A 26,313-nucleotide genomic window follows, 5' to 3' on the forward strand; every position below is an offset into this window, starting at 1 on the left:
CGCCTGGGGCCCGCCCTTCGTGTGTGTCTCTGTGTCGGAGCCGGGGAGCGGCCCCTGGACGCCCGGTCAGCCGTGCTGGCGTCCGCTGGTGACCCGGTAGGCGTCGAAGACGCCTTCGACGCTGCGGACCGCCTTGAGGACGTGTCCCAGGTGCTTGGGGTCGCCCATTTCGAAGGTGAAGCGGCTGAGCGCGACCCGGTCCCGGCTGGTGGTGACGGATGCGGACAGGATGTTGACGTGCTGGTCGGACAGTACGCGCGTGATGTCGGACAGCAGCCGTGACCGGTCGAGGGCTTGGACCTCTATGGCGACGAGGAACACCGACGACGCGGTGGGCGCCCATTCGACCTCGACGATGCGCTCCGGCTGCTGGGAGAGCGATTCGACGTTGCCGCAGTCCTTGCGGTGCACGGACACGCCGCTGCCGCGGGTGACGAACCCGATGATGGGGTCGCCGGGCACGGGTGTGCAGCAGCGGGACAGCTTGACCCAGATGTCCTCGACGCCCTTGACGATGACGCCGGGGTCGCCGCCGGAGCGGCGGGCCCGCCGGGTGGCGCTGGGCGTGGTGACTTCGGCGAGGTCTTCGGTGGCGCCTTCTTCGCCGCCGAGGGAGGCGACGAGCCGCTGCACGATGTGCTGTGCGGAGACCTGCTGTTCGCCGATGGCGGCGTACAGCGAGGAGATGTCCGGGTAGCGGAGTTCGTGGGCGAGGGTCACCAGGGCGTCGCCGCTGGTCATGAGTCGTTGGAGTGGGAGGCCTTGCTTGCGCATGGCGCGCGTGAGGGCTTCCTTGCCGTGCTCGATGGCCTCTTCGCGGCGCTCCTTGGAGAACCACTGCCGGATCTTGTTGCGGGCGCGCGGTGACTTGACGAAGCCGAGCCAGTCGCGGCTGGGTGCGGCCGATTCCGCCTTGGAGGTGAAGACTTCGACCAAGTCGCCGTTGTCGAGCCGGGATTCGAGCGGCACGAGGCGGCCGTTGACGCGGGCGCCGATGGTGCGGTGGCCGACGTCGGTGTGGACGGCGTAGGCGAAGTCGACGGGCGTGGAGCCGGCGGGCAGCGCGATGACGTCGCCCTTGGGCGTGAACACGAAGACTTCCTGCGACGACAGGTCGAACCGCAGCGACTCGAGGAACTCCCCCGGGTCGTCGGTTTCGCGCTGCCAGTCGAGGAGTTGCCGCAGCCACGCCATGTCGCCGACCTGGGCGTTGTCCTTCTTGGACGCCTTCCCGTCGGTGACGGCGCGGTTCCCGCCGACCGCTTCGGCCTTGTACTTCCAGTGCGCGGCGATGCCATACTCGGCGCGGCGGTGCATGTCGAAGGTGCGGATCTGGAGTTCGACCGGCTTGCCTTCGGGGCCGATGACCGTCGTGTGGAGCGACTGGTACATGTTGAACTTCGGCATCGCGACGTAGTCCTTGAACCGTCCCGGCACCGGGTTCCAGCGCGCGTGGATGGTGCCGAGGGCGGCGTAGCAGTCGCGGACCGAGTCGACGAGGACGCGGATGCCGACCAGGTCGTAGATCTCGGCGAAGTCCCGGCCGCGGACGATCATCTTCTGGTAGACGGAGTAGTAGTGCTTGGGTCGGCCGGTGACGGTCGCCTTGAGGCGGGCGCCGCGCAGGTCCTGCTGGACCTGGTCGATGACGACGGCGAGGTACTCGTCGCGCTTGGGGGCGCGTTCGGCGACCAGGCGCACGATCTCGTCGTACATCTTCGGGTAGAGGATCGCGAAGGCGAGGTCTTCCAGCTCCCACTTGATGGTGTTCATGCCCAGGCGGTGGGCGAGCGGGGCGTAGATCTCGAGCGTTTCGCGGGCCTTGCGCTCCTGCTTTTCGCGCTTGAGGTAGCGCATGGTGCGCATGTTGTGCAGGCGGTCGGCGAGCTTGATGACCAGGACGCGCGGGTCCTTGGCCATGGCGATGACCATCTTGCGGACGGTCTCGGCCTGTGCGGCCTCGCCGAACTTGACCTTGTCGAGCTTGGTGACGCCGTCGACGAGCATGGCGACGGTGTCGCCGAAGTCGCGGCGGAGGGTCTCCAGGCCGTAGTCGGTGTCCTCGACGGTGTCGTGCAGGAGCCCGGCCATGAGGGTCGGCGGGTCCATGCCGAGTTCGGCGAGGATCGTGGCGACGGCGAGCGGGTGCGTGATGTACGGGTCGCCGCTCTTGCGGCGCTGCCCGCGGTGCCAGCGTTCCGCGGTCGTGTATGCGCGTTCGATCTCGCGGAGGTCGGCCTTGGGGTCGTTGGCGCGGACGATCCGCAGCAGCGGTTCCAGGACCGGGTTGTAGACGCTGGAGCGCTGCACGCCGAGCCGGGCGAGGCGCGCGCGGACGCGGCCGCCGGTGTCGCCGCGGAGGCTGCGCACGCGGTCGCCGGACGTCGTGCCGCGGCGGACGACCGCGGGGCGGCTGTTCGCGACGCGGGATTCGGGCCCGGCGGCGCCGGCCGCGGCCGCGCCGTGGTCGGTGCCGGTGCGTTCCGCCGTCTCTGCCGCGGCTGCGGCGTCGGGGGCGGGCTCGTCGGCCGCGGGGGCGGGCGGCGGCGTGTCCGGCGCGCCGGTACGCCCCGGCGCCGGGTCGTCGGGGGTTTGCCGGTGGTCCCGTTCCGACGTGCCCGGGTCGGGGTCCGATGCGGACCCGCCCGGTGTCGGTGCCACGGGCACGACCTCGTCCGGCAACGGCTCTCCTCCCGCCGATTCGGTGATCACGGCATCCGGAGGGCGGTCCCCCGGTTTCGGGCCCTGCCGGTCCGTGCGTGAACGCTTTCGAGCCCCGGGGAAATTTCCGGACGGTCCGGCCGACGGATTTCCCGGGGCCTCCATCGTAACGAGAGCGGCCCTGCGGGGGTTCGGGTCGGCGCGGGGAATGTCGATCGGAAGGGTTGCCCGGCCTGCCCGACCGGGGCGCGCCGGGGCTTCGGGGCCGCCGCGGCGCTCCTTCCGGGTCTGCCGCCGTTCTCCCGGGGCGAGGTGTCGCCCCGGGGTCCGGCGGCGGCCGGATTCCGCCCCGGGCGCGGCCGGGACCGCGCGAAGCGTCCTGCCCGGCCGCGGCCGGGCGGGAACCTCGGATCCGGGCCGGAGCCTCAGATGGTGAGGAACGACCGGATCGGCAGATCCGGGTAGCGGTCGGCGAGCTTGGCGGCCGCGCCGAGGAACCCGAGTTCCATGAGGACCGAGACGCCGACCACGTCGGCGCCCGAGCGGCGCACGAGTTCGACGGTCGCGGCGACGGTGCCGCCGGTGGCGAGCACGTCGTCGATGACCAGTACGCGGTCGCCGGGCGCGAAGGCGTCCTGGTGGACCTCCAGGGTCGCCGACCCGTATTCGAGGTCGTAGCTCTCCGCGAAGGTCGCACGCGGCAGCTTGCCCTGCTTGCGGACCGGCACGAAGCCCGCGCCCGCCCGGTAGGCGACCGGCGCGGCCAGGATGAAGCCGCGCGCTTCGATGCCCGCGACCTTGTCGACGCGGGCTTCGCCGCACTGCCCCGCGAACGCGTCGACGAGCGCGGTGAACGCGTCGTGGTCGGCGAGCAGCGGCGAGATGTCCTTGAACACGACTCCGGCCTTGGGCCAGTCGGGGACGTCCCGGATACGGCTTACCAGCAGGTCGTGCAGGTCCACGAAGGTCTCCTCCTGCGGGATCCCGGCGGGACCCCCGGTCGGGGCGGAACGGCGGCTGCCGGCGCCCCGCGGGCTGGAAAACCCGCGGAACGCCGGCCGCCGGTGCTGCGTGCCGTGGCCGGAGCCGCGGCGGTGCGTCAGTGCTTGCGCTTGCCGCCGGGGCGGTTGCGCGCCGCCCGGCTGCGGTTGGACACCGGCTGGCGCCGGGGTCCCGGGGCGCGGGTGCCGGAGCCCGCGCCGGCGGGCTCGCCGTCCTCGTCCTCGTCCTGGGCGTCGTCCGCGTCGCGGTCCGCAGCGGTGTCCGCGGCGGGCTCGCCGGCCGCCGCCGCCTTCGCGGCAGCCTTGGCCTGCGCGGCCTGGTGCTGCTCGACGCGCTTCTTGAGGGCACGCATCTCGGGCGTGCGCTCCTTCATGTCCGCGTAGAGCGGCGTCGCGATGAAGATCGACGAGAAGGCGCCGGCCGCGAGGCCGACGAACAGCGACAGCGCGATGTCCTTGAGCATGCCCGCGCCGAGCAGGCCGCCGCCGACGAACAGCAGCGAGCCGACCGGCAGCAGGGCCACGACCGAGGTGTTGATCGACCGGACCAGGGTCTGGTTCAGGCCCCGGTTGGCGGCCGCGCTGAACGTCATCTTGTTCTGCTTGGTGATCGAACGGGTGTTCTCGCGCACCGTGTCGAACACGACGACGGTGTCGTAGAGCGAATAACCGAGGATCGTGAGCAGACCGATGACCGTGCCGGGTGTGACCTCGAACCCGACGAGCGCGTACACGCCGACGGTGATGACGATGTCGTGGACCAGCGCGACGAACGCGGCCAGCGCCATTCGCCATTCGAAGGCGACGGTGAGGTAGATCACCACCAGGATCATGAAGATCACCAGGCCTTGCATGGCCTTGTTGGAGATCTCCTTGCCCCAACTGGGGCCGACCAGCTCGCTCTCGATGCTGTTCTGCGAGACGCCGAGCTTGTTGCTCAGCGCGTTCTTGATGTCGTTGAACTTGGCGGTGTCTTTGCTGGCGATCTGGATGCGGACCTTGTCGCCGCCGACCTTCTGCACGATCGGCTCGTGGTCGCCGGTGTACTCGTTGATCGCCTCGTGCGCCTGGGACACCGTGATGCCGGGCTTGGACACGGTGTAGACCGCGCCGCCCTCGAACTCGATGCCCTTGGACAGGCCGCGGCCCAGGAGCCCGCCCACGGCCAGGATGAGGATGAGCGCCGACACGGCGTACCAGCGCTTCTGCCGGCCGACGAAGTCGTACTCCATCTCGCCGGAGTACAGCTTGTGGCCGACGCTCCGCAGGTTGGAGAGGCGTGACATCAGGCCTCCTTGGGTTCGGCGGAGCCGGGGCGGGGGCGGGGGCGCCGAGTCGCGCGGTACGCGAGCTTCGGCGTCTTGGCGCCGAGCCGCTTCGGGTCCAGACCGGACCACGGGTGGCCGGACGCGAAGAACTTCTTGCGCGCCAGGATCACCATCAGCGGCTTGGTGAACAGGAACACCACGACGATGTCGAGGAGCGTGGTGAGGCCGAGCGTGAACGCGAAGCCCTTGACCTTGCCGACGGACACCCAGTAGAGGACCGCGGCGGCGAGGAACGACACGAAGTCGGACACCAGGATGGTGCGCCGGGCGCGCGGCCAGGCCTTGAAGACCGCGGGCTGCAGCGAGCGGCCTTCGCGGACTTCGTCGCGGATGCGTTCGAAGTAGACGATGAACGAGTCCGCGGTGATGCCGATGGCCGCGATGGCGCCGCAGACCGCGGGCAGGTTCAGCGCGAACCCGATGCCGCGGCCGAGGACGCTCATCACGCCGAAGGTCAGGATCGCGGAGACCAGCAGGCTGACGAGGCTGACCACGCCGAGGCCGCGGTAGTAGGCGATCGAGTAGACCATCACCAGGAACATGCCGATGGCGCCGGCGATCAGGCCGCCGCGCAGCTGGTCGCTGCCGAGCGCCGCGGAGACCGTGGTGACCTCGCTCTGCTCGAAGGACAGCGGCAGGGCGCCGAACTTGAGGACGTTCGCGAGGTTCTTGGCTTCCTTCTGGCTGAAGCTGCCGGTGATGACGGCCTGGCCGCCCGGCAGCTCCTGCTGCACGCTCGGCGCCACGACGACGGTGCCGTCCAGCTCGACCGCGAAGCGGTTGGTCGGGAACTTGCCGCCCGCCAGGTCACCGGTGATCTGGGTGAACTTGTTGGTGCCGGAGCCGTCGAACTTGAGCGCGACCTCCCAGCCGCCGGCCTGGCCCTGCGGCGGGAGCTGCGCGTTCGAGGACTTCACGTCGGTGCCGTCGATGGCGGCGGGCCCGAGGATGTACTTCTCGATCGAGCCGTCCTGCGGCTTGGTCTCGCATGCGACCGTCGCCTGCTGCGGGTTGGTCACGTTGCCGATGCCGCGGTTGGCCGGGTTCGAGCAGTCCAGCGCGTTGTACTTGGCCTGCAGCTCGGGGGTGACCCCGAAGGCGCTGAGGTCCTGCGTGGTGGGCTGCTGCTGCTGCTGCGTCGGGTCGGTCGCGGCGCCGCCCGGCGACGACATGTCGAACGGCGGCGGCGTGGTCGCCCCGCCGGACGGGTTCGGGGCCGGGGTCTCGTCCTTGAGGTTCGGGATGACCCGGCTCTGCGGCTTCGCGGTCGTGGACGACGTCGCAGTGGCCTTCGCCGAGCCGGTGGCCGTCGGCGTCGTGTTGCCGGACGGCGGCGCGGACGTGGCCTGGCCCTGCGGCTGGTTGCCGGCCGGGCTACCCGTCGGGCTCGGGGAGCCGCTCGGGCTCTGCGACGCGTTGGGGCTCGGCGACGCGGTGGCCTGCTGGGGGGTGACCGGCATCCGCTCGGCGGCGAGCACCGGCCGGAAGTAGAGCTTGGCGGTCTGGCCGACCTGCGCGGCGGCTTCCTTCTCGCCCTTCCCCTTGGGGATGTTGATGACGATGTGGTCGCTGCCCTGGGTCTGCACCTCGGCCTCGGACACGCCGAACGCATTGACGCGGTCCCGGATGATCTGGACCGCGGTGTTCATGCTGTCGGCGTTGACCGCGTTCTTGCCGGAGCCCTGGTCGGGCTTCGCCTGGAGCGTCACGCTGGTGCCGCCCGCGAGGTCGATGCCGAGCCGCGGCGTGGTGTCACCGGTCGCGAACATCAGCCCGTAGAGGGCCACGATGATCGCCGCGATGAGGGCCAACGCCCGGCCGGGGTGCCCTCGCGTGCTGGATTTCGGTGCTGCCACCTTCGCCCATCTCCCTGTTGGTGCCGTGCCGGCGTCGATCGCCGGATCTCGGCACAGCTCCCGAGTCTGTGCCCGGGTGCATCCGTGGCCTGGACATGACTGTATTGCCGGCGGCGGCCGCGCGGGCCGCCGCCCACCTCCCGCGTACGGGAGGCCACTGTCGGTGAACCGGCCCTACTACTTGCTGGGCTGTTCGCCGCGGTCGCCGTTCGCCGAGCCGTTCTCCGGCTTCTTGTCCAGGTCGACGCTGTCCCCGTGGTCGTCGGACGCCGCGGCGTGGTCGCCGGCGTCCGCGGAGGCCCCGTCGTGGTCCCCGTCGTGCTCGCCCTCGTGCTCGTGCTCGTCGTCGGCGTCGTCGCCGGTGGTCAGCACGGCGGCGATCGCGCTCTTGAGGTAGCGGCAGTGCACGTCCGGCGCGATCTCCAGGACCACCGTGTCGTCCTCGACCTCGGTGACGGTCGCGAAGAGACCGGCGATCGTGCGGACCTCGGATCCCGGGCGCAGCGACTGCTGCGTCTGGGCCGCCTCCTGCTGACGCTTCTTCGCGGGCTTGATCATGAACAGATAGACCACGACGAAGATGAGCAGAAGTGGCAGAAGGCTGACGATGTTCACGGCGGGAAACGGTTCCTTTCCGGTGCCGCGCGGCGGCTCGGATCATGACGTGCGATCAAGGCCGACGTGTGGCCTCGGCGGAGTCTAGACGGACGGATACACAAGGAACAACGATCGCGCCGCGTATGCGTTCCCGGACGTCACTCGTTCGCGGAGGGGGCCGGGTGCCCGCCGTCTTCCGGCCCGATACCGAAGAGTCCCGGCTGTCCGGTACGCCCCGACTGGCCGCTTGCGGCGTTCTGCGGGGGTACGAGCCCCAGGTGTTTCCAGGCCGCCGCGGTGGCGACCCGGCCGCGGGGTGTGCGGGCGAGCAGTCCGCTGCGCACCAGGAACGGCTCGGCGACTTCCTCGACGGTCTCGGTCTCCTCGCCGACCGCGACCGCGAGCGTCGACAGCCCGACCGGTCCCCCGCCGAACAGGGTAACCAGAGCGTGCAGCACCGAGCGGTCGAGCCGGTCCAGGCCGGAGGCGTCGACCTCGTACACGTCCAGCGCGAGGGAGGCGATCTCCCGGCTGACCCGGCCGTCCGCGCGGACCTGCGCGTAGTCGCGGACCCGGCGCAGCAGCCGGTTGGCGATGCGGGGCGTGCCGCGGGACCGGCCGGCGATTTCGAGGGCGCCGTCGTCGTCGACGGGCACGTCGAGGAGGCGGGCGGAGCGGTGAATCACCCGTTCGAGTTCGGCGGGGCCGTAGAAGTCCATGTGGCCGGTGAAGCCGAAGCGGTCGCGGAGCGGGGGCGGCAGCAGGCCGGCCCGGGTGGTGGCGCCGACCAGGGTGAACGGCGGGAGTTCGAGGGGGATGGCGGTGGCGCCGGGGCCTTTGCCGACGATGATGTCGACGCGGAAGTCCTCCATGGCCATGTAGAGCATTTCCTCGGCGGGCCGCGACATGCGGTGGATCTCGTCGAGGAAGAGGACTTCGCCTTCGGAGAGCGAGGACAGGATCGCCGCGAGGTCGCCGGCGTGCTGGATGGCGGGGCCCGAGGTGATGCGGATCGGGACGCCCATCTCGGCGGCGATGATCATCGACAGGGTGGTCTTGCCGAGTCCGGGCGGGCCGGACAGCAGGACGTGATCGGGGGTGCCGCCGCGGGCGCGGGCCGCGTGCAGGACGAGGGAGAGCTGCTCGCGGACGCGTTCCTGGCCGATGAACTCGTCCAGGCTGCGCGGGCGCAGGGCGGCTTCGACGGCCTGGTCGTCCCCGTCGGCCTCGGCTGTGACCAGGCGGTCACCGTCGTGCGTCATCCGTAGTCGCCCTTTGCGCGGTCGTGTCGGCGGCGGTCGTGTCGGCAGGCCCGCCGCGGCGTGTGCGGTCGTTGCGGCGGCTGCGGCGCCCGCGGGTCATCCTTCCGCACCCGGCCGACATGCGGAAACGGCCGGGTGCGGGGGCGCACGCGGATCGCCGGGGTCGCCGGGGTCGCCTGGGTCGCCTGGGTCAACCTGGGCTCACCGGCGGTTGAGGGTGCGCAGCGCGGAGCGGAGAAGCAGGCCGACGTCGGGGGTGGCGGCGGCTTCGGCTTCGGGGGCGACCGCGGCGACGGCGTCGTCGGCTTCGCGGGCGGCGTAGCCGAGGCCGACGAGGGCGGCGTGCAGCTGGTCGCGCCAGGACGCGGAGACGGGGGCGCCGACGCGGGCGGTGCCGGTGGGGGCGCCGAGCCGGTCCTTGAGTTCGATGAGGAGTTTCTGGGCGCCCTTTTTGCCGATGCCGGGGACGGCCGTGAGGGCTTTCTCGTCGCCGCCGGCGACCGCGGCGCGCAGTGCGTCGGGGCTGTGCACGGCGAGCATGGCCTGGGCGAGGCGGGGGCCGACGCCGCTGGCGGTCTGCAGGAGTTCGAAGACGGTGCGCTCGTCGTCGTCGGCGAAGCCGTAGAGGGTGAGCGAGTCTTCGCGGACGACGAGGCTGGTGGCGAGGCGGGCGGGTTCGCCGACCCGGAGGGTGGCGAGCGTGCCGGGGGTGCACAGGACGGCCATGCCGACGCCGCCGACCTCGACGACGGCGAGTTCGGGGGCGAGGGCGGCGACGGTGCCGCTGACGAAGGCAATCACGGGGTCATCCTCGCGTACCGCGCGGCAGGCGCGGGGTCGGTGTGCGGGCGGCGGCGACGGCCGCGGCGAGGCGTCCGGAGGCGCCGCCGCGCCAGATGTGGCAGATGGCGAGCGCGACGGCGTCGGCCGCGTCGGCGGGTTTGGGGGGTGCGTCGAGCCGCAGGATGCGCGCGACCATGGCGCCGATCTGGGCTTTCTCGGCGCGGCCGCTGCCGGTGACGGCGGCTTTGACTTCGCTGGGGGTGTGCAGGGTGACGGGGAGTCCGCGGCGGGCGGCGCACACGATGGCGACCGCGGAGGCTTGCGCGGTGCCCATGACGGTGCGGACGTTGTGCTGGGCGAAGACGCGTTCGACGGCGACGCAGTCCGGTCGGTGCCGGTCGAGCCATTCCTCGATGCCTTGTTCGACGGCGAGGAGTCGGGCGTCGATGGGGGCGTCGGCGGGGGTGCGGACGACCCCGGCTTCGACCATGCGCAGGGGTTTGCCGACCCCGCCGTCGACGACGCCGAGCCCGCAGCGGGTCAGCCCGGGGTCGACTCCGAAGACGCGCATGAGGGCCCCCTTGGCTCGGTACGAACACGCATGCGAACACTTGTTCGCCTGCGGGATGACCTTAGCGGACCGGAATGACCCGCACCGCCCGACGCGCCGCGCCCGCTCCCCGTGAGCGGCGCCACTCCCCGCGTCCACCCGGCCTGGGCCGCGGGGCGCCGTCCGTAGACTCGGAAGCCATGGGTCAGGAACGCCGGGACATCGCCACTCGCTCCGATATCGTCGTGCTGCTCGAGGACTTCTATGCGGCCGCCTTCGCCGATCCGCTGCTCGGCCCCGTCTTCGTGGACGTGGCGCGCATGGACTTGGCGGCGCATCTGCCGCGGCTGGCGGACTTCTGGGAGGTCACGCTGCTCAAGCGCGGCACCTACCAGGGCAACGCGCTGGCGCCGCACCGTGCGCTGCACGCCCTCCACCCGTTGACCGCGGAGCACTTCGATACGTGGCTCGCGTTGTGGACCGCGGCCGTCGAGAACCGTTTCGCCGGTCCGGCGGCGACGCGCGCGATCGTGCAGGCGGGGCGGGTGGCCGCGGCGATGCGCAAGCGGCTGGACGTGCCGAACCCGTCGTGGACGGCCGCTCCGGAGGGCCGCCGCATGCTGCCGCTGTCGGGCCACGCAGAGTGACCGTGTCGCGGGGCGCGGCGGGCACGCGCAGTTAAGCTGTGCTCGGCCGGTCAGCCGAGCGGCCGCCGGGCGAGCACCGGGAACGCACCGAGCGGGCCGCTCCGGGCCCCGCGCGCCGTCGCCGCGGGGCACCGCCGAGCACCGATGAGTACCCAGAAGGACCCACATATGGCGTCACCGTCCACCCCGGTCGCTCCCGAGCGCCCGGATTCCGGCGGCCCGGTGCCCGCGGACCGCGCGGCCCGGCTGCGGGCGCGGGCGGCGGCCGCGCGCGGGAGCTTCGTGACCGCGCTGCGCCCCGCGCTGCCGGCGATCTCCGGGTACCTCGCCGCGCGCGTGGTGAACCTGGTGGTGCTGGCGCTGATGGCGCACGCCGCGCACAAGCCGTTCTGGTCGATGGTGGGCTCGTGGGACGGCAAGTGGTTCCGCGACATCGCCGACTACGGCTACGTCGACAAGCTGCCGGTCTCCCCCGCGGGCAAGCCGTACTGGGTCAACGTCGAGTTCTTCCCCGGCTACCCGTACCTCGTGCGGGTGGTGTCGTGGGTGACCGGGCTCGGCAGCCTGAACGCCGGGATGGTGGTCACGTTCGCGTCGGGCGCGGTGGCCGCGTGGGGCGTGTACGCGCTGGGCCGGGAGCTGACCAAGAGCCACCGCACGGCGACGCTGTTCGCGGTGCTGTGGGGTGTGGCACCGGGCGCGATGGTGCTGACGATGGTGTACTCCGAGGCGCTGTTCATGGCGTTCGCCTCGTGGGGCCTGCTGGCGATCGTGCGGCGGCAGTGGACCGCGGCGACGGTGCTGTGCATTCTGGCCGGGCTGACCCGCAACACCGCGGTGGCGCTGGTCGCCGCGCTGGGCATCGCCGCGCTTCAGGTGGTGCTGGCGAAGCGCGAGGACGGCACCCGGGTGGGGCTGCTCGCTCCGGAGGCTCGGCGTCCGGTGGTGGCGACGCTGCTGGCGCCCCTGGGCGTGCTCGGGTTCCTGTTCTGGGTGGCCGTGATCGGCCGGCGGTGGGACGCCTGGATGTGGATCCAGGACAAGGCGTTCAACCTGCGCTTCGACTTCGGCGTGAGCACCGTCCAGATGATGAACAAGTACCTCACCCATCTGGGCAAGCCGATCTATGTGGTGACCACGTTCGTGATCATCCTGTCGGTGGCGCTGATGATCTGGTCGTTCCGGGACCGCCGGGTGCCGCTGCCGGTGCACGTGTACGGCGGGCTGGTGATGGTCCTGGCTCTGACCACGAGCAACGGGTGGTTCTTCCAGTCGAAGCCGCGGTTCATGCTGCCGGCGTTCACGATCGTGCTGCCGCTGGCGGTGCTGATGGCGAAGTGGCCGCGTGCGGTGGCCGCGTCGGTGGTGGCCGCGGGCGCGGCGTTCTCCGGCTGGTACGTCGGCTACCTGGTCTACGTCGTCAACACGAACCCGTAGCCCCGCGGGTCATGCGGGACTACGGGTTCGCATGCGCGCTCAGGCGTCGATCTTCTCCATGACCTCGTCGGACACGTCGAAGTTCGCGTAGACGTTCTGCACGTCGTCGGAGTCTTCGAGGGCCTCGATGAGGCGGAAGATCTTGCGGGCGCCGTCCTCGTCGAGTTCGACGGTGACGCTCGGCAGGAAGTTGGCCTCGGCCGAGTCGTAGTCGATGCCCGCCTCCTGGAGCGCGGTGCGCACCGGGATGAGGTCGCCGGCCTCGCTGACCACCTCGAACGCCTCGCCGAGGTCGTTGACCTCTTCGGCGCCCGCGTCGAGCACCGCACCGAGGACGTCGTCCTCGCTGAGGTCGTTCTTCGGGACGATCACGACACCCTTGCGGGTGAACATGTACGACACGGAACCCGGGTCGGCCATCGAGCCGCCGTTGCGGGTCATCGCCACCCGCACGTCGGACGCGGCGCGGTTGCGGTTGTCGGTGAGGCACTCGATGAGCACCGCGACGCCGCTCGGGCCGTAGCCCTCGTACGTGATGTTCTGGTAGTCCGCGCCGCCGGCCTCGGCTCCGGAGCCGCGCTTGACCGCGCGGTCGATGTTGTCGTTGGGGACCGAGCTTTTCTTCGCCTTCTGGATGGCGTCGTACAGCGTCGGGTTGCCCGAGATGTCACCGCCGCCGGTCCGCGCCGCCACCTCGATGTTCTTGATGAGCTTGGCGAAGAGCTTTCCGCGCTTGGCGTCGATGACGGCCTTTTTGTGCTTGGTGGTCGCCCACTTTGAGTGGCCGGACATCCGCCTCTACTCCTTCGGGTCACCTACTGATGCGCGCGGCCCGGAGGCCACGGCAAAGATCCTACCGAGCCCGGTGCGTCACACCGCGTCGCGGACCAGGTCCACGAAGTACTCGTGGACACGGCCGTCGCCGGTCAGCTCGGGGTGGAAGGACGTGGCGACCAGGTTGCCCTGCCGGACGGCCACGACGCGGCCCTCGTGGGGCGCGGACTCCAGGGTGGCGAGCACCTCGACGCCGGCGCCGACGGACTCGACCCAGGGGGCGCGGATGAACACGCCGTGCAGCGGACGGTCAGGCGAAGGAGTGAACGCGATGTCCGCCTCGAACGACTGGTTCTGGCGGCCGAACGCGTTGCGGCGCACCGTCATGTCGATGCCGCCGACCGTCTCCTGGTCGTCGCGGCCGTCGAGGATCTTGTCGGCGAGCATGATCATGCCCGCGCACGACCCGTACACCGGCATGCCGGCCGCGACGCGCTCGCGCAGCGGGCCGAAGAGGCCGAAGGAGACGGCGAGTTTCGACATCGTGGTGGACTCGCCGCCGGGGATGACCAGGGCGTCGAGGTCGGCGATCTCCTCGGGGCGGCGCACCGGGCGGGCCAGGGCGCCGACTTCGGCGAGCGCGACGGCGTGCTCGCGGACGTCGCCTTGCAGGGCGAGGACGCCGATGGTGGGTGAGGACACGTGAAGACCTTTTCGGTGGTGGCACGGGGCCGGGCCCGGCAGCCGTGCGGCGGCCGGGCCCGGGGGGTCCTGCGGGAACTGCGCGTACTGCGGTGCTGCCTGGCGGGTGGTTACCAGCCGCGGCCGGCGTAGCGCTCGGTCTCCGGCAGCGTGTCGATGTTGATGCCGACCATGGCCTCGCCCAGGCCGCGGGAGACCTTGGCGACGATCGCCGGGTCGTCGAAGTGCAGGGTGGCGTCGACGATGGCCTTGGCGCGCTTGGCCGGGTCGCCGGACTTGAAGATGCCGGAGCCGACGAAGACGCCCTCGGCGCCGAGCTGCATCATCATCGCGGCGTCGGCGGGGGTGGCGATGCCGCCCGCGGTGAACATGACGACGGGCAGCTTGCCGAGCGCGGCGACCTCCTTGACCAGCGCGTACGGGGCCTGGAGGTTCTTGGCGGCGACGAACAGCTCGTCCTCGTCCATCGCGCCGAGCTTCTTGATGTCGCCGGAGATGGTGCGCATGTGGCGGGTCGCCTCGACGACGTTGCCGGTGCCGGCCTCGCCCTTCGAGCGGATCATGGCCGCGCCCTCGGCGATGCGGCGCAGCGCCTCGCCCAGGTTGGTGGCACCGCACACGAAGGGGGTGGTGAACTTCCACTTGTTGATGTGGTTGGCCTCGTCGGCCGGGGTCAGGACCTCGGACTCGTCGATGTAGTCGACGCCGAGGGCCTGGAGGACCTGGGCCTCGACGAAGTGGCCGATGCGGGCCTTGGCCATGACCGGGATCGAGACGGCCTCGATGATGCCGTCGATCATGTCGGGGTCGGACATGCGCGAGACGCCGCCGTCCCGACGGATGTCGGCGGGGACGCGCTCGAGGGCCATGACGGCGACGGCGCCCGCGTCCTCGGCGATCTTGGCCTGCTCCGGCGTGACCACGTCCATGATCACACCGCCCTTGAGCTGCTCGGCCATGCCGCGCTTGACCAGGTCGGTGCCGGTCTGGGGGGCGGTGCCGTTCGACTCGGGGTTTGCAGGGGTGCTGGACACGTGAGACCTCACACGACGGGAAACGAGGGTACTTGTCCATCGTACGGGTGACATGTACCGGCATTCCGCACCAATCGAGGGGCGAAAAACCGGACCACTTCGCCCGGTCCCTCAGGCGACCGGGCCGCCGGGCAGCAGCGCGGGGGGTTCCTCGTCGTCCATCTCGAAGGTCACCGGGTAGGGCGCGTGGCCGGCGAGGCGCAGGTAGCGCACCAGGCGGTGGCGGCGGACGGCGCGGGCCGCCCGGACCGCGTCGTTGTGGAAGCGCCGCGCCATGGGCACTCGGCGGACGGCGGTGCGGAGTTCCCCGACGAGTTCCTCGCCGCCCAGCCGGCCGCGCAAGTCCTCGACCTGGCCGGGGTCTTCGAACACGAGGCGGAGGGCCCGGGTGAGTTCGCTCTCGGCCATCTCGCGGTCTTCCTCGGCGGCGCCGCGGGCGTCGTGTGCGGCGCCGGCGAGGACGAGCGAGCTGGCCGGGTCGAGCAAGCCGGATGTGGCGACTTCCAGGGCGATCGAGGCGCGCCGGACGAGCTGGGCGTCGAGGGCGGCGCGGGTGGAGTCGACGCGGGCGTGCAGCCGGTCCAGGCGTCCGGCGGTCCAGCTGAGGTAGACGCCGATCGCCACGACGGCGATGACGATCCAGACGATGGTCATCATGGGCTACTCCGCGGGCGGCACGGTTCGGGCGGGGCCGCGTTCGGCGGCCGGCGCGGTGTAGCCGGCGGCGCCGTCGGTGACGGTCTCGTAGACGCCGAGGATGTCCGCGCCGACGGTGGCCCAGTCGTAGCGGCGCACGTGGCGGGTGCCGATCTCGCGGAGCCGGGCGCGGCTCTCCGGGTCGCGCAGCAGCGCGATCGCGGCGTCGGCGAGGGCTCCGGCGTCCTCGACGGGGAACAGTTCGCCGGCCCGGCCGCCGTCCAGGACCTGGCGGAAGGCGTCGAGGTCGGCGGCGAGCACGGGCGCCCCGGCGGACATGGCCTCGACGAGGATGATGCCGAAGCTCTCGCCGCCGGTGTTGGGGGCGGCGTACACGTCGACGCTGCGCAGCAGCCGGGCTTTGTCGTGGTCGCTGACCATGCCGAGGAATTCGACTTGGCCGCGGACGTCGGCGGGGAGTCCTTCGGCGGCTTCCTCGGCGTCGCCGCGGCCGGCGACCAGGAGGCGGACGCCGGGGAAGGCGGCGGCGATGCGCGGGAAGGCTTCGAGGAGGACGGGCAGGCCTTTGCGGGGCTCGTCGATGCGGCCGATGAAGCCGAGCGTGGGCGCCTCGGGGGTGCCCTGCCAGTCCGGATGGGGTTCGGTGTCGGCGAAGAACCCGACGTCGACGCCGTTGGGGATGACGACGGCGTCGCCGCCGAGGTGTTCGACGAGGGTGCGGCGGGCGTATTCGCTGACCGCGATCCGGGCGCTGATCTTCTCCAGCGCGGTCTGCAGGATCGGGTACGCGGCGATCATCGCGCGCGAGCGCGGGTTCGACGTGTGGAAGGTCGCGACGACCGGCCCGGATGCCGACCAGCAGGCGAGCAGCGACAGGCTGGGGGTGGCGGGCTCGTGGATGTGCAGGACGTCGAACTCGCCGTCGTGGATCCAGCGGCGGACCCGGGCCGCGGACAGGAAGCCGAAGTTGAGGCGGGCGACGGAGCCGTTGTAGCGGATGGGGACGGCGCGGCCGGCGCTGACCACGTACGGGGGCAGCGGGGTGTCGTCGTCGGCGGGGGCGAGCACGGATACGTCGTGGCCGCGGTCGATGAGCCAGTTCGCGAGGTCGCGGACGTGGTACTGGACACCGCCGGGGACGTCCCACGAGTAGGGGCAGACGATGCCGATCCTCACTCGGCGCCGCCTTCGATGCGGGCGCGGCGGGCGGCGTCGAGGTCGGACAGCCACAGCCGCTGGAGCATGTGCCAGTCCTCGGGGTTGCCGCGGATCCCGTCGGCGAACGCGTCGGCGACGCCTTGCGTCATGGCGGCGATCTTGGCCTTGCGGTCGCCGTCGGCGGGGATCTCCACGACCGGGTGCAGCGTCGCGTGGATGCCGGACTTCTTGCGGTACGCGAGGGTGACCGGGATGAGCGCGGCGCCGGTCTGCAGCGACAGGGCGGCGGGCCCGGCGGGCATGCGGGTCTCTTCGCCGAAGAAGTCGACGGGGATGCCGCTGCGGGTCAGGTCGCGGTCGGCGAGCAGGCAGATCAGGCGGCCTTGCCGCAGGCGGCGGGCGAGGGTGCCGAAGGTGTTGCCGTCGCCGCCGGTCAGCGGCAGGACTTCCATGCCGAGCGACTGGCGGTATTCGAGGAACCGCTCGTACAGGGATTCGGGCTTGAGCCGCTCGGCGACCGTGGTGAACGGGTAGCCGCGTACGGTGATGGATGCTCCGGCGAGGTCCCAGTTGCCCATGTGCGGCAGCGCGAAGATGACGCCTTTGCCGAGCGCGGAGGCTTTCTCCAGCCGGTCGTAGTGCGCGATCGACATGCCGTCCTCGATGGCGTCGCGCTTCCACACCGGCAGCCGGAAGGCCTCTTGGAAGTACCGCAGGTACGAGCGCATGCCCTGCCGGGACACCCGCCGGATCGCCGCGTCGTCCGCGTCCGGCAGCACTCTCCGCAGGTTCGCTTCGAGTTGGCGGACCCCGCCGCCGTGGCGCCACCACACGAAGTCGGCGGCGGCGGTGAAGGCGCCTCGGGCGACCGGTTCCGGCAGCCGCTTGACCATCGCCCAGCCCAGGCCGAACCCCGCGTCGACCAGGCGCTGCTTCACGCCGTTCCACCGCCTTCCGGTGCCGGCTCGGGACGGCCCATGGTCAGGCCGTCGGCTTCCTTGCGCACCGCGATCATGCGCTGGAATACGGTGACGAAGCTACCGACTGCGATGGCCCACAAGGCCACTTCCTGGATGTACGGCACGCCGAGTCCGTCCAGTCCGGTGGCGACGAGGACGCCGACCAGGCGTTCGGCGCGTTCCACGAGTCCGGACACGTCGCACTTGAGGCCGAGGCTCTCGGCGCGCGCCTTCGTGTAGGACACGACCTGGCCGGACGCGAGGCAGAACACGCACAGCACGGTCAGCCGCAGGTTGTCGCCGTCGCCCGCGAACCACACCGCCAGCGCACCGAAGATCGCCGCGTCGGCGACCCGGTCGAGGGTGGAGTCGAGGAACGCGCCCCACTTGGTGGAGCGGCCGAGCTGGCGGGCCATGTTGCCGTCCACCAGGTCGGAGAAGATGAACGCGGTGATCACGAGCGTTCCGACGAAAAACCATCCGAACGGGAAGAACGCGATGGCTCCCGCGACCACGCCGAGCGTCCCGATGAGGGTGACCGTGTCGGGACTGACCCCCTTGCGGACGAGAAAGCTCGCGAACGGTGTGAGCACGCTGGTGAAGAAAGCGCGTGCGTATTTGTTGAGCATCGCCTTCCCGAAGGATCGCTGGGGACCGCGGCCGCGATTCTCCCGGGGTCTCCCCCTCGGGACCCCACACCGCGACCGCCCGGTCACGCCATCGTACTGACGCCGCCGGATGGGGGTGTCCCCGCGTCGCGCGGGCGTGCCGGATCGGCCGCGCGGGCAGGGGGACGGAGACTGGCGGAGACTGGAAGAACGTGCCTTGTGCTCTTGTGCTCGGCCCGCTTTGGGCGGAAAGCTGCCGTGAGGAACCGGATGTGCGGACGTGAAGCGCCGAGCGACCGGCCTTTCCCCGCGCCTCCTCCACGCACAGCTCCCCCACTGACGACTCGGATGACTCCGATGACTCGGATGACTCCGATGACTTCGATGACTTCGAGGCAAGACCCGACACAGAGGAGGTGAGGGCATTGGCGGACAAGTCTGGTGGAGCAACCGGGGCCGCCGGTGCAGGTCCGGCGGTGGACGGCCCGGGTAGCGTCCGCAACGTCGTCCTGGTCGGCCACACGGGCGCGGGAAAAACGACGCTCGTCGAGTCCCTGCTCGTCGCGACCGGAACCATCTCGCGCCCCGGTCGCGTCGAGGACGGAACCACGGTGTCGGACTTCGACGACATCGAGCACCGGCAGCACCGCTCGGTGTCGCTGTCCCTCGCCCCCGTCGAGTTCGGCGGCGTCAAGATCAACCTTCTGGACACCCCCGGGTACGCGGACTTCGTCGGCGACCTGCGGGCCGGCCTGCGCGCCGCGGACGCGGCGCTGTTCGTGGTGTCCGCCGCGGACGGCGTCGACGGGTCGACGCGCATGCTGTGGGACGAATGCGCCGCGGTCGGCATGCCGCGCGCGATCGTGGTCACCAAGCTCGACTCGGCACGTGCCGACTTCGACGAGATGACGGCGATCTGCCAGCGCGTGTTCGGCGACGGCGACAGCGACCGGGTGCTCCCGCTGTACCTGCCGCTGCACGACGACGACAGCAGTGTGGCCGGCCTGCTCGGCCTGCTCACCAAACGCGTGTACGACTACAGCTCGGGCAGCCGCGAAACCCGCGACCCCGAGCCCGAGCACCTGCCGCTCATCGACGAGGCCCGCAACCGGCTCATCGAGGCCGTCATCGCGGAAAGCGAAGACGAGACCCTCATGGACCGCTACCTCGGCGGCGAGGAGATCGACGTCGACACGCTCGTCACCGACCTGGAGACCGCCGTCGCGCGCGGCAGCTTCTACCCGGTGCTCGCCTCGTCCACGGCCAACGGCCTCGGCACCGTCGAACTCCTCGAAGGCATCGTGCGTGCCTGCCCCTCCCCGCCGGAGCACGACGTCCCCGCGGTCACCACGCCCGAAGGCAAGCCGCACGCGCCGCTGACCTGCGACCCGGAAGGCCCGCTCGTCGCCGAGGTCGTCAAGACCACCTCCGACCCGTACGTCGGCCGCATCTCGCTGGTCCGGGTCTTCTCCGGCACCCTGCGCCCGGACATGACCGTGCACGTGTCCGGGCACGGCCTGGCCGACCGCGGCCACGAGGACCACGACGTCGACGAGAAGGTCGGCGCGCTGTCGTCGCCGCTCGGCAAGACCCAGCGGCAGCTCGGCAAGGGCATCGCGGGCGACGTCGTCGCCGTCGCGAAGCTCACCCGCGCCGAGACCGGCGACACGCTGTCCGACAAGGACACGCCGCTGCTCATGGAGCCGTGGATCATGCCGGACCCGCTGCTGCCGGTCGCGATCGAGGCACACAGCAAGGCGGACGAGGACAAGCTGTCCCAAGGCCTGTCCCGGCTGGTCGCCGAAGACCCCACGCTCCGACTCGAACACAACCCCGACACGCGGCAGTTGGTGCTGTGGTGCATGGGCGAGGCGCACGTTGACGTGCTCCTCGACCGGCTGCGCAGCCGCTACGGCGTCGCCGTCGACGCGGTGCCGCACAAGGTGTCCCTGCGCGAGACGTTCGCGGCGAAGGCGCCCGGACGCGGCCGGCACGTGAAGCAGTCCGGCGGGCACGGGCAGTTCGCGGTGTGCGAGATCGAAGTGGAGCCGTTGGAGAACGGCGCCGGATTCGAGTTCGTCGACAAGGTGTACGGCGGCTCGGTCCCCCGGCAGTTCATCCCGTCGGTGGAGAAGGGCGTGCGCGCCCAGATGGCCAAGGGCGTGGTGGCCGGCTATCCGGTCGTCGACCTGCGCGTGACGCTGGTGGACGGCAAGGCCCACTCGGTCGACTCGTCCGACATGGCGTTCCAGATGGCCGGCGCACTCGCGCTGCGCGAGGCCGCCGCCGCGGCGGAGGTACATCTGCTGGAACCGGTGTCGGACGTGCAGATCATCGTGTCCGACGAGTACGTGGGCTCCATCATGAGCGACCTGTCGTCCCGCCGCGGCCGCGTGGTCGGCACCGAACCGGTCGGCACCGGGCGGACGCTGGTCCGCGCGGAAGTGCCCGAGATCGAGATCAGCCGGTACGCGATCGACCTGCGTTCGCTGTCGCACGGCACCGGCGAGTTCAGCCGGGCGTACGTGCGCCACGAGCCGATGCCGACGCATATGGCGGCCAAGGTGAAGGCGAACGGCCACGGCGCCTGACCCCCGCTTTGCTCCGCAGGTGCCCGGCCGGGCCCGTCGGCGGTCCGGCCGGGCACCTGCGCTATTTCCGGTTCTCCGCGACGAGTTCGGACACGGTGGTGAACTCGTAGCCCTTGGCGCGCAGCCCGCTGATCATGTCGGGCAGGCCCTTCAGCGCCACCAGGCGGTCCTGGGCGCCGGTGTCGTGGGCCAGGAGGATCGTGCCGGGCACGACCGAGTCGACGATGTAGGTGACGAGGCCCGGAGGGTTGTTCACGTACTCCGACTCGACCATCTGGAGCGACCACAGCGCCACGTCGTAGCCGAGGTCGGCGGCGGCCAGGAGCGTCGTGCCGCCGAGGTGGCCGTAGGGCGGGCGCAATTGCGTGGGCTCGCGGCCGGTGACCTTCTCGATGGCGTCGTGCGCGCGGGCTATGGCGTCGTGCGCGGCGTCGACGCCCATCGTCGCGAGGTTCTTGTGGGCCCACGTGTGGTTGCCGAACTCGTGGCGTGCCGTGCGGCCTTCCAAAATGCGCGCGTTGTCGAGGACGCGGCGGCCGACCAGGAAGAACGTGGCCGGAACGTCGGCCTTCTCCAGGGTGTCGAGGACCATCGGCGTCCACTGCGGCATCGGCCCGTCGTCGAACGTCAGCGCGACGAGCTTCTTCTCGGTGTCGACGTTCCAGTGCACGTCGACGTGGCCGTGCTTGGGCGGGTGGTGCCGGTCCGGATGCGTGGCAGGGCCGTTCGCCGGGAACTTGTCGTCGTCGGCCAGGGCCGTGCGGTCCACCGTGGCGGCCGCCGCGGCACCGACGACGCCGCCCGCGCCGACCATCGACAAGTCCCGCAGGAATCTGCGGCGCGAACGCTGGGCCGCGCCGTCCCCGCGTCCTGCGCCGTCTCCGCCGTCCGCGGCCGACTCGGCCGTGCGATCCGTCGGTTGGTCCTTGGCTCGGTCCTCTGGTCGGTCCACTACCCGTTCCCCTGGTGGTCCGCCGGTCGGTCGTCCCGCGGACCGGCACGCCCGGTTGGGGGCGCGGCCTCAGCGTAGCCGGGTGCGGTCGGCGGCCCGACCACCCAGGCGTCATACTTGGTGATCGTCTGACGATTCGCGGCCCGCCGCCAAACCGCTCCAACGCTGAGGAGGTCGCGATGCGGATCCGCACGCCGCACCGGCCCCTCTGGTTCACGGCCGTGCTGTTCGGGGTCGCGCTGTGCATCACCCTCGTCGCCGCACTCCGCAGCCCCGCCGACCCCCCACGGCCCGGCACCCGCCCGCTGCTCCTCGGCGGCGTCGCCGACGACCGCGCCGCACCGGGCGGCGTCGCCGAACGCCCGCCGAACGCCGCACCACGCCGGCACACCGCCGAGGAACAGGCCTGGCTCGCCGCCGGCACAGTGCCCGGCAGCACCCCGGCGCAGCGCGAGATGGCCGGCCAGGCACTCGTCGACCTGCGCGTCTTGACCGGCGACGACGGCGCTGTCGCGGCTGCCTGGCACGGCATCTGGAAGTACGTGTGGCCGCGCGACGCCGCCTGGGCCGCGGCCGCCTACACGGTCACCGGACACGGCGACGACGCCGCCCAAGTGCTGCGCCACCTCGCCGGACTGCAGCGCCCCGACGGCACCTGGGAAGCCCGCTACCGGCTCGACGGCGGCAAGGTCGGCGACGGCCGCGCCGCCCAGCTCGACGCCAACGGCTGGATGCCGTGGGCGACCTGGTTCTGGTACGTGCGTCAGCGCCCGGAGGACCCCGGGGTCCGCGGCACCCTCGCCGCGCTGTGGCCCGCCGTCCGCACCGCCGCCGACAAGGCCGCGGACTCGCTCGGCCGCGACGGCCTGCCGCCGGCCGCGCCCGACTACTGGGAGACCCGCACCGACCAGCAGACCCTCGGCACCGCCGCGCCGCTGCTCGCGGGCCTGCGCGGCGCCGCCGACCTGGCCCGCCGCACCGGCGCGGCCGCCGAGGCGCAGCGCTGGTCGAGCGCCGCCGAGCGTCTCGCCGGAGCGGTACGCAAACGTTTCGGCACCCACGGGTACAACCGGACGCCGTCCGAGCGGAGCGGTGCCGACGCGGCCGTGGTGTGGCTGGGCCCGCCGTTCGCCGCGCCGGACCCCGGGGTGGCCGCGGCGGCGGCCCGGACCGCGCACGAACTCACGCTGCCCAACGGGGGAATTCTGCCGGGCAAGGCGTGGCGCGGCGACCCGCATGCGGCGTGGACGCCGGAGACGGCCGGTTTCGCGCTGTACGCCGCGGCGTCCGGCGACCGGGCGGGCGCGGACGCGTACCTCGACTGGCTGGCGGCGCATCGCACCGCGGCCGGGTCGCTGCCGGAGAAGGTCGACGTGCACGGGCAGCCCGCGTCCGTCGCGCCGCTGGCGTGGACCGCGGCGACGGTGCTGCTGGCGCTGGCCGCGCAGGAGCAGCCGCTGCCGGTGCCGCCGGGCTGACCGGTCCGCCAACCCGTCGGCACGTCGGCCCCTGAGTCAGTCGGCCCCTCGGTCGGCCCGTAAGTCGGCCCGTAGTCGAGCGGTCGGTCAGCTGTGGTGGGCGCCCGGGCGGCGGTCCGCGGGCAGGGCGCAGGCGGGGGTCCCGCCGGGGAGCTTGTAGCGGTTCTCGGCGATGAGGCGGTAGACCGCGGCCGCGGTCTTGTCGACGCCGGGGAGCTGGAGCACCGCGCCGGGCAACGTCCAAGGGCCGCGTTCGAAGGCCAGGAGCTTGGCGAACGCCTCGGCGCCGCCGTACACGTCCCCGATCGGGGTGACCAGCAGGACTTCGTGCTGGGCCCGTTCCGCGGTCACGCCGAGTTCGTCGAGGTCGGCGAACTGCCAGGCGACGACCTCGACATCGGGGCCGACGAGGCGCTCCAGGACCTCGACGGACTTCGTGCAGAAGCCGCAGTCGCCGTCGTAGACGAGGACGGGGCGCTGTTCCGCCGGTGCGTGTGCTGCCGTCGCTGCCATTGCTGCCTGCCTTCACCGCCGGCCCGGACGCCGGCGCGGTCGGGTGTCGCGGCCGTTGTGGCCCTGCGTGCTGCGTGCTGCGTGCTGTGTGGGTCGGCCGGGTGCTCAGTCGACCGGCCACGCGTCGGCGATCATCGCGCGCGTGTCGGCCAGCAGCTGCGGGAGCACCTTGGTGTGTCCCACGACCGGCATGAAGTTGGTGTCGCCGCCCCAGCGCGGGACCAGGTGCTGGTGCAGGTGCGCGGCGATGCCCGCGCCCGCGACGTGGCCCTGGTTCATGCCGATGTTGAAGCCCTGCGCGCCGGACGCCTTGCGCAGCGCGGTCATCGCGCGCTTGGTGAAGTCGGCGAGTTCGGCCGTCTCCGGCTCGTCGAGGTCCGTGTAGTCGGCGACGTGGCGGTACGGCACGACCATCAGGTGGCCGCCGTTGTACGGGTACAGGTTGAGCACCGCATAGACGCTCTCGCCGCGCTGCACGATCAGCCCGTCGGTGTCGCTCATCGTGGGGATCTCGCAGAACGGGCAGCCGTCCGCGGCCGCGGGGCCACTGGGCTTGCCCTCGCCCTTGATGTAGGCCATCCGGTGCGGAGTCCACAGGCGCTGGAACGCATCCGGTTCGCCTACCCCGTTCTGGATCTCCGGCTCGCTCGTCATGGGGGAAATCCTATGCCGCGCCGCCGTCACGCCCCGCGCACGGGTCGGTCGCCGACCGGCGGCCCGCGACGCCGCGGGCCGGGCACCCCGTGCGGGGTGCCCGGCCCGGTGTCCGGCGGGTGGCGCGGTCCGGATCAGACCTGGACGCGGTCCGCGACGGCCTTGGCGATCTCGGCGACCGCGTCGTCGACCGGGATGCCGTTCTTCTGCTCGCCGTTGCGGTAGCGGAACGACACCGCGCCCTGCGACACGTCCTCGTCGCCGGCCAGCAGCATGTACGGGATCTTGGACTTCTGCGCGTTGCGGATCTTCTTCTGCATGCGGTCGTCCGACATGTCGACCTCGACGCGGATGCCCTGCGCCCGCAGCTTCGCCGCGACTTCCTGGAGGTACGGCACGTGGGCGTCGGTGATCGGGATACCGACCACCTGCACCGGGGCCAGCCACGCCGGGAACGCGCCCGCGTAGTGCTCCAGCAGCACCGCGAAGAACCGCTCGATCGAGCCGAACAGCGCGCGGTGGATCATCACCGGGCGCTGCCGGGTGCCGTCCGAGCCCTGGTACTCCAGGTCGAACCGCTGCGGCAGCTGGAAGTCGACCTGGATGGTCGACATCTGCCAGGTGCGGCCGATCGCGTCCTTGGCCTGGACGGAGATCTTCGGGCCGTAGAACGCCGCGCCGCCCGGGTCCATGACCAGGTCCAGGCTCTGCTTCTCGGCGGCCGCGCGGAGCGTCTCGGTGGCTTCCTCCCAGTCCTCGTCGGACCCGATGTACTTCTCCGGGTCCTTCGTGGACAGTTCGAGGTAGAAGTCGTCGAGGCCGTAGTCGCGCAGCAGGTTCAGCACGAAGGTCAGCAGCGAGTCCAGCTCGCCGGCCATCTGCTCCTTGGTGCAGTAGATGTGCGCGTCGTCCTGGGTGAAGCCGCGGGCCCGGGTCAAGCCGTGCACGACACCCGACTTCTCGTACCGGTACACCGTGCCGAACTCGAACAGTCGCAGCGGGAGTTCCCGGTAGGAACGGCCGCGGGCCCGGTAGATCAGGTTGTGCATCGGGCAGTTCATCGGCTTGAGGTAGTAGTCGACGCCCTCGTCGAGCTGCATGGGCGGGTACATGCCGTCGGCGTACCAGTCCAGGTGCCCGGAGAGCTCGAACAGCTTCCCCTTGGTGGCGTGCGGCGTGTAGACGAACTCGTAGCCGGCCTCCTCGTGGCGGCGGCGCGAGTAGTCCTCCATGACGCGGCGGATGATGCCGCCCTTGGGGTGGAAGACCGCGAGGCCGGAGCCGATCTCCTCGGGGATGGAGAACAGGTCCAGCTCGTTGCCGAGCTTGCGGTGGTCGCGCTTCTCGGCTTCTTCGAGGAAACTCAGGTGCGCCTTGAGGGCGTCCTTGCTCGGCCACGCGGTGCCGTAGATCCGCTGCAGCTGCTTGTTCTTCTCGCTGCCGCGCCAGTAGGCGGCGGCGCTGCGCATGAGCCGGAACGCGGGGATGTTGCGGGTCGTCGGCAGGTGCGGGCCCCGGCAGAGGTCCTTCCAGCACAGGTCGCCGGTCTTGGCGTCCAGGTTGTCGTAGATCGTCAGCTCGCCGGCGCCGACCTCGACGTTCGCGCCGTCGTCGCTGGACGCGGCCCCCTTGAGGCCGATCAGCTCCAGCTTGTACGGCTCCGCGGCCAGCTCCGTGCGGGCGTCGTCGTCGGCGACGACCCGGCGGGAGAACCGCTGGCCCTGCTTGACGATCTCCTGCATCTTCTTCTCGATGCGCTTGAGGTCGTCCGGGGTGAACGGGGTCTCGACGTCGAAGTCGTAGTAGAACCCGTCCTTGATGGGCGGGCCGATGCCCAGCTTGGCCTCGGGGAACAGCTCCTGCACGGCCTGCGCCATCACGTGCGCGGCCGAGTGGCGCAGGATGTTGAGGCCGTCCTCGGAGTCCATCGCGACGGGCTCGACCTCGTCGCCGTCCACGACGACGTACGCAAGGTCCTTCAGCTGGCCCGCGACCCGCGCGGCCACCACCGAGCGGTCGCCGCCGAACAACTCGGCGGCCGTCGTCCCCGTGGCCACCAAGCGCTCTTCCCGCTCCGGGTCGCGTTTGATGATCACTCGGGCGTCGGACAC

Annotated in this window: 23 protein-coding genes; 4 read left to right on the forward strand and 19 right to left on the reverse strand. The window is 71.5% G+C overall.

Annotated elements, in window-relative coordinates; translation table 11 throughout:
• Window positions 1-66: 66 nt before the first annotated feature.
• The 8 genes from ACPA54_RS27220 to ruvC form a co-directional block, all read right to left on the reverse strand.
• The gene (locus tag ACPA54_RS27220; protein ID WP_423534026.1) at window positions 67-2,682 is read right to left on the reverse strand and encodes a RelA/SpoT family protein; all 2,616 of its coding nucleotides are present in this window, start codon (window positions 2,680-2,682) and stop codon (window positions 67-69) included.
• Between the two features lie 404 nt (window positions 2,683-3,086).
• On the reverse strand, window positions 3,087-3,623 hold the full coding sequence (locus ACPA54_RS27225) for an adenine phosphoribosyltransferase (protein WP_423534027.1): 537 nt from the start codon (window positions 3,621-3,623) through the stop codon (window positions 3,087-3,089).
• Window positions 3,624-3,760: 137 nt separating this feature from the next.
• Window positions 3,761-4,948, reverse strand: a complete 1,188-nt coding sequence (gene secF / locus ACPA54_RS27230; protein WP_423534028.1) for a protein translocase subunit SecF — start codon at window positions 4,946-4,948, stop codon at window positions 3,761-3,763.
• Window positions 4,948-6,846 (reverse strand): protein translocase subunit SecD, encoded by a 1,899-nt coding sequence (gene secD / locus ACPA54_RS27235; protein ID WP_423534029.1) that lies wholly within the window; start codon window positions 6,844-6,846, stop codon window positions 4,948-4,950. Before secD ends, secF begins: the two co-directional genes overlap by 1 nt.
• A gap of 177 nt (window positions 6,847-7,023) precedes the next feature.
• Entirely contained in the window at window positions 7,024-7,461 is a 438-nt protein-coding gene (gene yajC, locus ACPA54_RS27240) for a preprotein translocase subunit YajC (protein WP_423534030.1), read from the reverse strand.
• 140 nt (window positions 7,462-7,601) lie between these two features.
• Complete coding sequence (gene ruvB / locus ACPA54_RS27245; RefSeq protein WP_423534031.1) at window positions 7,602-8,705, reverse strand: Holliday junction branch migration DNA helicase RuvB; 1,104 nt, start codon at window positions 8,703-8,705, stop codon at window positions 7,602-7,604.
• Between the two features lie 201 nt (window positions 8,706-8,906).
• Window positions 8,907-9,506, reverse strand: coding sequence for a Holliday junction branch migration protein RuvA (ruvA, locus tag ACPA54_RS27250; protein ID WP_423534032.1), 600 nt, complete (start codon window positions 9,504-9,506; stop codon window positions 8,907-8,909).
• A 4-nt stretch (window positions 9,507-9,510) separates the two neighbouring features.
• A complete protein-coding gene (gene ruvC / locus ACPA54_RS27255; protein WP_345677862.1) occupies window positions 9,511-10,059 on the reverse strand; it encodes a crossover junction endodeoxyribonuclease RuvC in 549 nt (182 codons plus the stop codon).
• 179 nt (window positions 10,060-10,238) lie between these two features.
• Between ruvC and ACPA54_RS27260 the strand changes: the two genes are divergently transcribed.
• Both ACPA54_RS27260 and ACPA54_RS27265 read left to right on the forward strand, forming a co-directional pair.
• A complete protein-coding gene (locus ACPA54_RS27260; RefSeq protein WP_423534033.1) occupies window positions 10,239-10,685 on the forward strand; it encodes a group III truncated hemoglobin in 447 nt (148 codons plus the stop codon).
• A 168-nt stretch (window positions 10,686-10,853) separates the two neighbouring features.
• Window positions 10,854-12,122 (forward strand): mannosyltransferase family protein, encoded by a 1,269-nt coding sequence (locus tag ACPA54_RS27265; RefSeq protein ID WP_423534034.1) that lies wholly within the window; start codon window positions 10,854-10,856, stop codon window positions 12,120-12,122.
• A gap of 39 nt (window positions 12,123-12,161) precedes the next feature.
• Here ACPA54_RS27265 and ACPA54_RS27270 read toward each other — a convergent pair whose 3' ends face one another.
• The 7 genes from ACPA54_RS27270 to pgsA all read right to left on the reverse strand — a co-directional run bounded on the left by ACPA54_RS27270 (window position 12,162) and on the right by pgsA (window position 18,035).
• Window positions 12,162-12,914, reverse strand: coding sequence for a YebC/PmpR family DNA-binding transcriptional regulator (locus ACPA54_RS27270; protein ID WP_345677859.1), 753 nt, complete (start codon window positions 12,912-12,914; stop codon window positions 12,162-12,164).
• Window positions 12,915-12,992: 78 nt separating this feature from the next.
• A complete protein-coding gene (gene pdxT, locus ACPA54_RS27275; protein WP_423534035.1) occupies window positions 12,993-13,598 on the reverse strand; it encodes a pyridoxal 5'-phosphate synthase glutaminase subunit PdxT in 606 nt (201 codons plus the stop codon).
• A 110-nt stretch (window positions 13,599-13,708) separates the two neighbouring features.
• On the reverse strand, window positions 13,709-14,632 hold the full coding sequence (gene pdxS, locus ACPA54_RS27280) for a pyridoxal 5'-phosphate synthase lyase subunit PdxS (protein WP_345677857.1): 924 nt from the start codon (window positions 14,630-14,632) through the stop codon (window positions 13,709-13,711).
• Window positions 14,633-14,743: 111 nt separating this feature from the next.
• A complete protein-coding gene (locus ACPA54_RS27285) occupies window positions 14,744-15,289 on the reverse strand; it encodes a LemA family protein (RefSeq protein ID WP_423534036.1) in 546 nt (181 codons plus the stop codon).
• 3 nt (window positions 15,290-15,292) lie between these two features.
• The gene (locus tag ACPA54_RS27290; protein ID WP_423534037.1) at window positions 15,293-16,465 is read right to left on the reverse strand and encodes a glycosyltransferase family 4 protein; all 1,173 of its coding nucleotides are present in this window, start codon (window positions 16,463-16,465) and stop codon (window positions 15,293-15,295) included.
• Complete coding sequence (locus ACPA54_RS27295; protein ID WP_423534038.1) at window positions 16,462-17,385, reverse strand: phosphatidylinositol mannoside acyltransferase; 924 nt, start codon at window positions 17,383-17,385, stop codon at window positions 16,462-16,464. The genes ACPA54_RS27290 and ACPA54_RS27295 overlap by 4 nt, the downstream gene beginning before the upstream one ends.
• The gene (gene pgsA, locus ACPA54_RS27300) at window positions 17,382-18,035 is read right to left on the reverse strand and encodes a phosphatidylinositol phosphate synthase (RefSeq protein WP_345677853.1); all 654 of its coding nucleotides are present in this window, start codon (window positions 18,033-18,035) and stop codon (window positions 17,382-17,384) included. The genes ACPA54_RS27295 and pgsA overlap by 4 nt, the downstream gene beginning before the upstream one ends.
• A 404-nt stretch (window positions 18,036-18,439) precedes the next feature.
• Between pgsA and ACPA54_RS27305 the strand changes: the two genes are divergently transcribed.
• Window positions 18,440-20,605 (forward strand): elongation factor G-like protein EF-G2, encoded by a 2,166-nt coding sequence (locus tag ACPA54_RS27305; protein ID WP_423534039.1) that lies wholly within the window; start codon window positions 18,440-18,442, stop codon window positions 20,603-20,605.
• A 61-nt stretch (window positions 20,606-20,666) separates the two neighbouring features.
• On the opposite strand, the gene ACPA54_RS27310 is transcribed toward ACPA54_RS27305, so the two are convergent.
• Window positions 20,667-21,557: a polysaccharide deacetylase family protein gene (locus ACPA54_RS27310; RefSeq protein ID WP_423534040.1), complete on the reverse strand. Its 891-nt coding sequence runs from the start codon at window positions 21,555-21,557 to the stop codon at window positions 20,667-20,669.
• A gap of 179 nt (window positions 21,558-21,736) precedes the next feature.
• Here ACPA54_RS27310 and ACPA54_RS27315 point away from each other — a divergent pair, with 179 nt between their 5' ends.
• The gene (locus tag ACPA54_RS27315; RefSeq protein WP_423534041.1) at window positions 21,737-23,035 is read left to right on the forward strand and encodes a glycoside hydrolase family 15 protein; all 1,299 of its coding nucleotides are present in this window, start codon (window positions 21,737-21,739) and stop codon (window positions 23,033-23,035) included.
• Window positions 23,036-23,122: 87 nt separating this feature from the next.
• On the opposite strand, the gene ACPA54_RS27320 is transcribed toward ACPA54_RS27315, so the two are convergent.
• The 3 genes from ACPA54_RS27320 to thrS form a co-directional block, all read right to left on the reverse strand.
• Window positions 23,123-23,548, reverse strand: coding sequence for a thiol-disulfide oxidoreductase DCC family protein (locus ACPA54_RS27320; RefSeq protein WP_423534042.1), 426 nt, complete (start codon window positions 23,546-23,548; stop codon window positions 23,123-23,125).
• Window positions 23,549-23,653: 105 nt separating this feature from the next.
• Complete coding sequence (locus tag ACPA54_RS27325) at window positions 23,654-24,202, reverse strand: HIT family protein (protein ID WP_345677847.1); 549 nt, start codon at window positions 24,200-24,202, stop codon at window positions 23,654-23,656.
• A gap of 134 nt (window positions 24,203-24,336) precedes the next feature.
• Complete coding sequence (gene thrS, locus ACPA54_RS27330; RefSeq protein WP_423534043.1) at window positions 24,337-26,313, reverse strand: threonine--tRNA ligase; 1,977 nt, start codon at window positions 26,311-26,313, stop codon at window positions 24,337-24,339.

It is taken from the genome of Uniformispora flossi (assembly GCF_049534875.1).
Classification (GTDB): domain Bacteria; phylum Actinomycetota; class Actinomycetes; order Streptomycetales; family Streptomycetaceae; genus Yinghuangia; species Yinghuangia aomiensis.